The following is a 10,214-nucleotide window of genomic DNA, read 5'->3' on the forward strand; positions in this document are numbered from 1 at the left end:
GCACATAAACTTCTCTATCAGACCAATCTGCGTTTTTAAAAGTAGTTAAACCCTTTTTTATTTCTCGGCTTATTGTTGTCCTATGACAGTTCATTTCTCGGGCTATTTCACTATAATTTTTATTTTGCTTATTATATAAATGAGCAATAATCTTACGAGCTCCTAGTTTTAAATGTTTCCCTTTTTCTCTTTCTATGATATAATTACTTTGACGCATATTTGTGCCTCCTTAATGTTTAAGTGTGGTTACTTAACATTTTATCAGAGGAACAAGTATGTGTCATTTTTTTATTAGCCCGTGCATTTAATTATACAATGCACCAAATCCAATCTAATCTCCTTAATTAACTTTATTTAGAAACTTTTACCAAATTATATTCTAAAGAAATAGAATTTATGACTAAAAAAAGGAGATAGCTAAAAAGCTATCTCCTTTAATCCTCATAATTATCTTGTTAAATTAATGTTAATTCTACTATCTGTACTATTATCTGAATCTGACTGAAAATCATCATTTTTTTCATCATCACTGGCTCTCGCATTTGCATATTCTACCTCTTTATCATCTGGATCATACTCATAATCATCCTTAAATTCAGCAATGATTTGTTTAATATCACTTGAAACTAAAGTCTCTTTCTCTTTGAGTTCTTTAACCATTTTTTCAACCATCTCATCATTTTCACTTAAAATTCTTTTAGCTTTATTATAAGCACTCTCAATCATTACTTTTACTTCTTGATCGATAATTGCTGCTACTTCTTCACTATAATTTCTACTTCTAGATATATCGCGACCTAAAAAGACCTGGTCATTATTTTTTTGACCTAAAGTTAATGGTCCTAGTTTTTCACTCATACCATACTCAGTAACCATACTTCGTACAATCTTAGTTGCCCTTTCTAAGTCATTTTGAGCACCTGTACTAATATCATTTAAAAAGACTTCTTCAGCTACACGTCCTCCTAAGAGCGCAGTTGCTTTATCGCTTAACTCAGATTTAGTCACATAGTTTTTATCAGCCTCTGGTAGATTAATAGTAAATCCACCAGCTCTACCGCGTGGAATAATAGTGACTTTATGAGTTGAATCTGCATTCTCCAATAACTCACCTAAAAGTGCATGACCAGTTTCATGATAAGAAACTATATCCTTTTCTTTACCACTAATTACTCTACTCTTCTTCTGAGGCCCAGCAATCACTCGGTCAATAGCATCATCAAATTCTATCATTCCTATCTTTTTCTTATCTCTTCTAGCAGTTAGAATAGCAGCTTCATTAGCTAAATTCTCCATATCCGCACCTGTGAAACCAGGAGTTCTTTTAGCTAACACATCTAAGTTCACATCATCATTCAATGGCTTATTCTTAACGTGAATCTCTAATACTCCTTTTCTACCTTTATAGTCCGGCTTATCAACAACTACCTGTCTATCAAAACGTCCAGGTCTTAATAAAGCAGGATCTAAAACATCTGGTCTATTAGTAGCAGCCATTAAAATAATACCTTCATTTGGTTCAAAGCCATCCATTTCAACTAATAGCTGATTTAATGTCTGTTCTCTTTCATCATGCCCACCACCAAGTCCAGCACCACGTTGTCTTCCTACTGCATCTAATTCATCAATAAAGATAATACAAGGAGCATTTTCTTTACCCTGTTCAAATAAGTCTCTTACTCGGGAAGCACCAACTCCAACAAACATTTCTACAAAGTCTGAACCACTTATAATAAAGAATGGCACTCCAGCTTCACCAGCTACAGCCCTAGCCATTAAAGTTTTACCAGTTCCTGGTGGCCCAACTAATAAGACTCCTTTTGGTATTTCAGCTCCTAATTTGCTAAACTTCTCTGGTGATTTTAGAAATTCAACAACCTCTAATAATTCTTCTTTTATTTCCTCATAATTTGCTACATCATCAAAGGTAACCCTTTTTTCCTCATCTTCATCATGACGTCGAGCTTTGTTCTTGCCAAAGGACATTACCTTATTACCGCCACCTTGCATTCGCTGCATAATAAAGAACCAAAAACCAAAAATTAAAACTAATGGTAGTAGATACCCTAGTATACTCATCCACCAAGGCGGTTCCGGCGCCGGTTCCGTCTTAATAACTACCTCATTATCTTGCAAAATCTGCTCTATTTTCCTAACTGTTCCAGGAATATTTATTTCAAACTCTTTACCTCCAGGAGTTTTTCCTCTAATTAACTCTTGGCCTACAATAGTAACTTTGTCTAACTTCCCTGTTTCAACCATCTTGATAAATTCACTATAACTCAAATCCTGTTTAACAGAGGCAGGACTAATAAAAAACTGTGCTATCAAGAAGGCTACAGCAATTATTATTAGATAAAAGCCTATATTCTTCGAAAATTTATTCAACAATTAATCCTCCCTTCTATAATATCTATCTTATCACAATTAGTTATTATACCACAAAAATTAAATTCTAGCAAGAAACTAATCTTTATAAATTATTTCCTATATAAGATTTACTCATAAACCTCTGGTTTTAGAACAAAGATATAGGGTACATTTCGATATTTTTCATTATAGTCTAAACCATAACCTACTACAAATTTATCTGGGATCTCAAACCCATTATAATCAACCTCTACTTGTTTTTCAGTTCTACGCTCAGGTTTATCTAATAGAGTACAAACCCTAATGCTAGCTGGATCTCTAGTTTCTAAAAAGTCAACAACATGCTTTAAGGTCAACCCAGTATCTATTATGTCTTCTACAATCAAAACATTCTTATTTTCAATATTTTCTTCTAAGTCTTTAATAACCCTAACAACTCCAGAAGATTCTGTTCCTTCATAACTTGAAACATCCATAAAATCAAAAATAACCGGCAAATCCACATGTCTTGCAAGATCGGCCATAAACATTATCCCGCCTCGTAGAATACCTACCATTACAACTTCATCATCAGCGTCATAATCAGCAGTAATTTCAGTTCCTAACTCTGCAATTCTTTTACTTAATTGCTCTGCATTAATTAAAATTTCATCAACTTTATTATCTTCTAATTCAGTTTTCACTTAATTACTTCCTCCTTCTTCAGCTTTATTAATATCTAAAGTTAAAATTCTTTCTGTGTAATCTGTAATTTTAAATTTATCATTAATTCTTAATTTACCAACTGCAAATATTTCATCACTTACAGTTGATAAAATAGGAATCTGATCCCTCATTCTTCTAGGAACTTTTTCATCAATTAAAAAATCTTTTATCTTCTTATTACCTTTCATTCCTAATGGTTGAAATCTATCACCATCTCTCCTATTCCTAATTTTAAATTCATTACCTATTAATTCATAGTCTAAGTATAATTCATTAGAATTTCTTAGCTTCTCTTGCCAATTATCATCTTTAGGTATGATCTCTAAATCAACCTTAATTCCTAACTCTTCTACTTTATATTGTCCAGGAATAGAATATACTTGTACAAATCGATGACTTTTTAATGAATTTGTCCCTTGCCAAAAAAACCTTAAAGCATTATAACTTCTTTCGATTCGTAAACCTTCTGGTAGCTGTAATCTTTTTCCTGTCTCACCATCTGTAATTAATTCTTCTATCTGCTTGACGTGATGAAAGTAATAATCACGCTTACCACCACAAAAATCACCAATAGCTTGCCTAATTACTCTTCTTCTAATCGCTAATTCTAAATTTGATAAAGACCCTAAATCTAATAATAATTCATCTTTATCATAGCTAACTACTATTTTTTTGTACTTCTCTATAGTATACTCGTTTAAAAAAGAATTTTCAACCCTTAAAATATTAGCCATCCTATTTAAGTTCTCTTTAATTGATCCATTAAACTCATCAGCTAAATAAGGCAATAATTCTAACCTAATTTTATTTCTACGATATATTGGTTTTAAATTTGAACTATCTATACGTGGCCTAAAATTATATTCTTGACAATAATCTTCAATATCACTTCGCCAAACTTCTAATAAGGGTCTAATAAACATCTCATCTCTAATAGGCTCGATTCCTCCTAAACCTTCTAAGCCTGACCCTCGTAAAAAATTCATTAGTACTGTCTCTGCCTGGTCATCAGCGTGTTGACCTATAGCTATTTTATCTGCCTGTACCTTATTAGCTAATTCTGTGCAAAGTTCATAACGAATCTTACGAGCAGCAGCTTGTTTAGATAAGCCCCTTTTTTTAATATAACCTGGCACATCATACTCCTTAATAGTTACAGGTATCCCTAACTCCTCCGAAAACTCTGCTACATATTCAGCATCTGCTTTAGACTCTTCTCCCCTAAACATATGGTCTAAATGAAACACATGCAATCCCAAATTGAAGTCTGATTGTAATCGCCACAGGATATGTAATAATGTTAATGAATCAGGACCACCTGAAACACTAACTATAACTTTATCTCCTTTAGCTAATAGATTATATTTCTTTATGCTTTCTTTAACTTTATTAAATAAATTCATCTTAACTCCTTTAATTATCAATATATAACTTAGGATTATCTTGTCAATCTTAAAATATACTTTATAAGTGGGTTCAAAATATTTCTTTCGACAAAACTTCTTTCTTTCCTTCTTAAATGACCTATTTATTTTGATATCCATTCAATTTTGTAACTAATACCGTCATATCATCACTAATTTTAGGTTTAGCTTCAACAGCTTGCTGTAAAATATATTCCGCTAAAGATTGAGGATCATTGATTAAATTGTTTCTTAATAACCGCATCATCCATTCTTCCTGCTTGATACCATCTCCATGTGAATCTAAAACACCATCTGTTACCATTACGATCATATCACCTGGTGTAAGCTGTAAACTCTGAATTAAATCTATATCTATATTATCTATAATTCCTATTGGTAAAGAAGAATTTTTAATTATATCTACTCTTCTGTCATTTCGTTTAATAAAAGTAGGCACTGACCCAACTTTAATAAATTCAGCTTGTCCAGTATAACAATCAATAGCATTTATGTCCACAGTAGCAAATACTTCTTCAGTAGATCTTAATAGCAATGTAGAATTTACAATCTTGATTGCCAATTTCTTATCAAACCCAACTGAAATTAACTTTTCTAAAAGCTTAACTGTAGTTTGACTTTCTAAAGCTGCACGCTTTCCACTTCCCATACCATCACTTATAATAGATACAATCTCTTTATTATCTATATCTACTACTTTATAATCATCTCCAGAAACTTCTTTATGATTTGGACTTACCTGAGCAACTCCTGTCTCAACCCAATAACTATTATCTGGGACTATCTCTAATGAACAAGACTCTTCTCCTAGACTTCCACCACACCTACTCCATCCTATTTTCAAACTTTGATCTAGTGCTTGATTTAGAACCGGGATAACCTGTTTTATACATTCCTGTTCACCAGAACAAGCACTTTTATTTAAAGAAATTTGCATATCATCTTTAGTTCCATCTATCGCTACTTTCTTAATGAATATTCCACGAGACTCTAATTGGCTCTGAATTACTTCTTCTAAATTATTATCAAATTTAGTGTCAACCTCTAAGCTAACTGCCATTTCCTCTAAAAGCTGAGACACTCCTAATAATTGATTTCCTATTACTTCTTTACTATCTGTTAATTTCTGTTGCCAGAAATTATTAGTCTCATATCTTTCTAAGAATCTATTAACAGTTTCACTAAATTTAATTGGTGATTTACAATCTTGTTGCATCACTTTATTTACTCTTTCAGGTAAAATCCTTCCTTGTTTCTCAGCGATAGATAAAACTTCAATGGCACGTTGATAAGTTTTAAAGAAATCTTGTTCCCAACAAATATTATAATACTCACACTTTACACATATTTGGTTAGTAATTATACTTAATAATTCTTCTAAATTATTATCCTGACTCGAATTACTAGCATTAATTTTCTCAAAATTATTAGACAGTTCTTTAAAGACATCAGATATTTCGTTTATCCGCCCCATCACTTTTTGCTTAACCTCTTGCTCATAACTCATATCATTATAATTAGCTACTCCTGGAATCCAATCCTCTAACAGACAAATGAATCGTTTAGGAATTAAGAAAAGAATACCTCCGGCTAATAAAGATTCTGCAATAATTGAATTAATACTATTAATATCTATTAAAAATATAGTATAAAGTAGCACTGTTAAGATAAACCCTGTTACCACTCCTGCTTTACCTTCTTTTTTAAAGTTTCCACTGATTAAACCGGTTAATGCATAAAGCCCTGTTAATTCAATAATATATAGATTAGAAATACTGTAAAAAACACCTATGACAACACCTACTATAGTCGCTACAGAGCTTCCTCCACTAAGCGCTATCATCAAGATTACTAAATTACTAAATGTTCTAGATAAATTTATAACCCCTATACTAATATTAGGTAATCCAATAATTATAGTTGAAAATGTAATTAATAATGCTAAAATATTTATCTCTTTTAAATTCTGCTTAGATTCATTCCAAAATAATGGTGATAAGCCTTTAATTAAAATTAGAGTTAAAATCCCTACTAAAATAGCTCCTAATAAATATGTTAAATTATTATATAAAGTATTAGACGATAAGAATAAATTAATAATCTCTAATCCTAATAATACCCCTCCATTTAAAGCCGCAAACTTTACTTTAGAAACTTTGGGTTGATTACCTAAAAGATATACAGCACTCAAGCTAAATAATAGACTAGATAATAAATATTTCCCTAGTAACCAACTCCAGCCTAAAATTGTATAATACCCAATATAAACACTTAAAATAAATAAAACAATCCTACTCCACTTTTCTTTTTTATAAATTTTCTGATAAATTGCAAGCCCTAAAAAGGATAAACCAAAAGGTAATAATTCATTAGATAAGGAAGCTCGTCCAATTATTAATCCTGCACATAAATAAATTATATGTAAGATATCAAGCTCTAAAAACATTTTTTTAACTAATTCTCCTAATCCTGAAATACCTGTCTTCCCTTCATTGCCTAACCTCTTATAAGTTGGCAGGTCTGTTTCTGCTAACATTTTAATAACCTCCTCTGAAATTTACAGTTATAAATGAATGACTGTAAATTATATTATACATTTTTTTCCAGAGAAGATTTGTCGTTTTATCTAGATGATCGTTCATTTTTTTATTACAAATTATTCCAGAACTTAGACAAAAAAATAACACTCTTCTCAACAGAGTGTCCACATAAGATAAAATATGACATTTAAAATTAGATATAAAAATGGTGGCGACGCAGGGATTTGAACCCCGGACACTACGGGTATGAACCGTATGCTCTAGCCAACTGAGCTACATCGCCACGTTAAAAAGTTCTTAGTTTAAATAATGAATTTTATTGTAAATAAATATAAAATGGTGGCGACGCAGGGATTTGAACCCCGGACACTACGGGTATGAACCGTATGCTCTAGCCAACTGAGCTACATCGCCACATTTGAATGAATTTTGGTTGCGGGGATCGGATTCGAACCGATGGCCTCCGGATTATGAGCCCGACGAGCTACCAGACTGCTCTACCCCGCGATAAAATAAATGGTGCCGGGGGTGGGACTCGAACCCACACGGGCACTAAAGGCCCATCGGATTTTAAGTCCGATGCGTCTGCCAATTCCGCCACCCCGGCTAAAAAAATCGTCCAATTCGCTGACGACATCAATAAGTATATTATATATTCTTCTATAGGTCAATAATCTAAACTGCAGATTAAATATGATTATCAATGATTATATCTTAAAAGCTATTCATTACTCTTTCATTCTTCTATTTATAATATTCATATATAATACCATCTAATATGTCAGATTCACTAACTACAACCTCTTTTTTACCTAATCGTTCCATAATTTCCAATAAGATTTGGATTCCTGCTACAATAATATCAGCTCGCTTAGGCTGCAACCCCGTAACCTTCTTCCTTTCAGAAATAGTCTTTGCTTTTAAATCTAAAAATATTTTTTTAACTGTCGGAAATCCAAGTGAATAACCATGTACTTTATTTCGATTATAAATAGCTAAATTCTGATCAATTGCTGCTAAAGTAGTTATAGTACCTCCAACTCCTAATAATATCTTTGACTTATTTTGAAATCTTTCAGTAATAGAAAATAACTCTCTAACAATTAAATCTCGTCTTTGCTCTACTTCTTCAAATTTTTCTGTCATTCTCACTGCTCCAACATCAATACTTCTTCGTTCTTTAATTTCATTTTTTGAACCAAAGATGAATTCTGTACTACCACCGCCAATATCGATGACTAAATTAGCATCTAAAAGCGAATTAGATAATCCTTTAATTACACCTAGATATGATAATTCTGCTTCTTCCTCTCCACTAATTACATCTACCTCTAAGCCGGTTTCGATTTTTACTTTCTTTATGAACTCACGTTGATTAGATGAATCTCTAACTGCGCTAGTAGCTACTACCCTTACCTTATCTAATTTTTGTTGATTAATTAATTCTTTATACTCTTTTAAGGCTTTAATAACTCTATTCATAGCTTCACCTTTTAAAGAACGAGAAGCATCGACGCCATCTCCTAGTCGAGTAGTTCTCAACTCTGTAACCAATGGCCTAATCTGCCCAGTCTCCAAAAGTCTTCCAATCAGTAATCTAGTAGAATTAGTCCCAATATCAATAGCTGCCATTCTTTTCATCTCTATTTACCCCTTTTTCTATTTTAAATAACAATGAATGACACAGGTTACTCAGTGCCCATTACCCACTACAATAACAATTGCATTCCTCTGTACATGAATTAGTAAATCGCTCAGTTAATAATTGGTTAATTACTCTTCCTACTGGATTCTTTTGATTAATTAAATAATCGGCATATTGAGTATGCAAACATTTAATACCTTCTTTTTCCATGATTCCTCCTACCCCTGATTCTGAAATAACTTTCCAACGCCCTGGAAAATTATCTTTTATATTCTGAAGGTCATCTTCAGTTAATAAATCTATTCTCTTCTGTGCATAATCTTTATATACAGATAATAACTCTGCAAATTTATTTTTATCACTAATTATCTTTTCTTGGATTTCTTTAATTAATCCTTCAGATTCTAATTCTGAAATTCTATCTATTAATTCAGGACAGCTTAACCAGTAGGTAGTAGGAAAGATCCCAATATCATCTTCCTTATCATAGATTGGATAAGTAACCAATATTTGAGGATAACCATGTTTGCACCTTTTGGCAATTTTAACTAATCCTCGCGGTTCTCTACCTAACTGTCTTATAATAACCTCTAAATCTTCTTCAGTATATTCTTTTACCATATATCTCACCTCATAACTAATTGATACCCTATAGTATTTCATGATTTACCCATAAATAAACACCCTCTAAAATTAGAGGGTGTTGGCAACAATAATTATAAATCTAAATTATATATATTTATTAATAACGTGAACCACCACGTTTAGATTCAATACTCTTCTTTAAATCTTGCTGACGTTCATCGCTTTCCTTAATAAATTGTTTCATTTGATCTTCAAAAGGTACCTTAGGAGCCTTTTTGTTTGCATCATCTAATTGCTTAATAGACAAGCCTATCTTTCCATCATTATCAATGGAAATAACCTTTACCTTAATCTTTTCATTCATTTTCAGATAATCATTTACATCCTTAACATAAGTATCAGCTATTTCTGAAATATGAACTAATCCAGTTTCACCCCCAGATAACTCTATAAACGCTCCAAAGTTTGTTATCCCAGTTACTACTCCTTCTACAACACTTCCAACATCGATTGACATACTTTAAAAATTCCTCCTCTTAGAAATTAAAGTTTTACAAGTGTAAACTGACTTACACTAATTACTACTATTATAACGTATATTTTTATTAGTGTCAAATAAAGCCATATTAAAAATTCATTGTGAGAATTGCAAGGTTAAATGCACGGTTTTTCTAAAAAAATTGTCCTCTGTTTATTTATCCAAAATTTTACATAAAAATAAATGATCTGCTTATCTATAATAATTATATATCAATACTTTAAATAATAATTCATTTGTTTTCCCTACAAATACTCAAAATATATTTTTTAAATCTGTCAAGGACGTGCGATAGCACGGGCAAAGCCTTTATCCTTGTACTGATCTAAAAAATATTTTATAATCTTCAGCTAAGGAAAACAATTAAAATTGTATCTGATTTTACTGTGGTATTTAGAATAAAATTA

General features: G+C 31.8%; 8 protein-coding genes and 4 tRNA genes. All 12 read right to left on the bottom strand.

Annotated features, from left to right (window positions below):
• A partial coding sequence (locus tag B5D41_RS13650; protein WP_143555697.1) for a helix-turn-helix domain-containing protein occupies positions 1–217 on the bottom strand: 217 nt, incomplete at its 3' end.
• Between the two features lie 230 nt (positions 218–447).
• Positions 448–2,388 carry an ATP-dependent zinc metalloprotease FtsH gene (gene ftsH / locus B5D41_RS13655; protein ID WP_078811184.1) on the bottom strand — a complete coding sequence of 647 codons (1,941 nt, stop codon included), beginning with the start codon at positions 2,386–2,388 and terminating at the stop codon, positions 448–450.
• Positions 2,389–2,498: 110 nt separating this feature from the next.
• Positions 2,499–3,053, bottom strand: coding sequence for a hypoxanthine phosphoribosyltransferase (gene hpt, locus B5D41_RS13660; protein WP_078811185.1), 555 nt, complete (start codon positions 3,051–3,053; stop codon positions 2,499–2,501).
• Entirely contained in the window at positions 3,054–4,478 is a 1,425-nt protein-coding gene (tilS, locus tag B5D41_RS13665; RefSeq protein WP_159442971.1) for a tRNA lysidine(34) synthetase TilS, read from the bottom strand.
• A gap of 121 nt (positions 4,479–4,599) precedes the next feature.
• Entirely contained in the window at positions 4,600–7,035 is a 2,436-nt protein-coding gene (gene spoIIE, locus B5D41_RS13670) for a stage II sporulation protein E (RefSeq protein ID WP_078811187.1), read from the bottom strand.
• Between the two features lie 210 nt (positions 7,036–7,245).
• Positions 7,246–7,322, bottom strand: a tRNA-Met gene (locus B5D41_RS13675).
• Between the two features lie 54 nt (positions 7,323–7,376).
• A tRNA-Met gene (locus B5D41_RS13680) sits at positions 7,377–7,453 on the bottom strand.
• A gap of 16 nt (positions 7,454–7,469) precedes the next feature.
• Positions 7,470–7,546 (bottom strand) — tRNA-Met (locus B5D41_RS13685).
• A 10-nt stretch (positions 7,547–7,556) separates the two neighbouring features.
• Positions 7,557–7,646 (bottom strand) — tRNA-Leu (locus B5D41_RS13690).
• Between the two features lie 137 nt (positions 7,647–7,783).
• A complete protein-coding gene (locus B5D41_RS13695) occupies positions 7,784–8,680 on the bottom strand; it encodes a Ppx/GppA phosphatase family protein (RefSeq protein ID WP_078811188.1) in 897 nt (298 codons plus the stop codon).
• Positions 8,681–8,741: 61 nt separating this feature from the next.
• The gene (locus tag B5D41_RS13700) at positions 8,742–9,305 is read right to left on the bottom strand and encodes a DUF501 domain-containing protein (protein WP_078811189.1); all 564 of its coding nucleotides are present in this window, start codon (positions 9,303–9,305) and stop codon (positions 8,742–8,744) included.
• 121 nt (positions 9,306–9,426) lie between these two features.
• Positions 9,427–9,786, bottom strand: a complete 360-nt coding sequence (locus tag B5D41_RS13705; protein WP_078811190.1) for a S1 RNA-binding domain-containing protein — start codon at positions 9,784–9,786, stop codon at positions 9,427–9,429.
• Between the last annotated feature and the right edge of the window lie 428 nt (positions 9,787–10,214).

This window comes from Selenihalanaerobacter shriftii, from assembly GCF_900167185.1.
GTDB classification, from domain to species: Bacteria; Bacillota; Halanaerobiia; order Halobacteroidales; family Acetohalobiaceae; genus Selenihalanaerobacter; species Selenihalanaerobacter shriftii.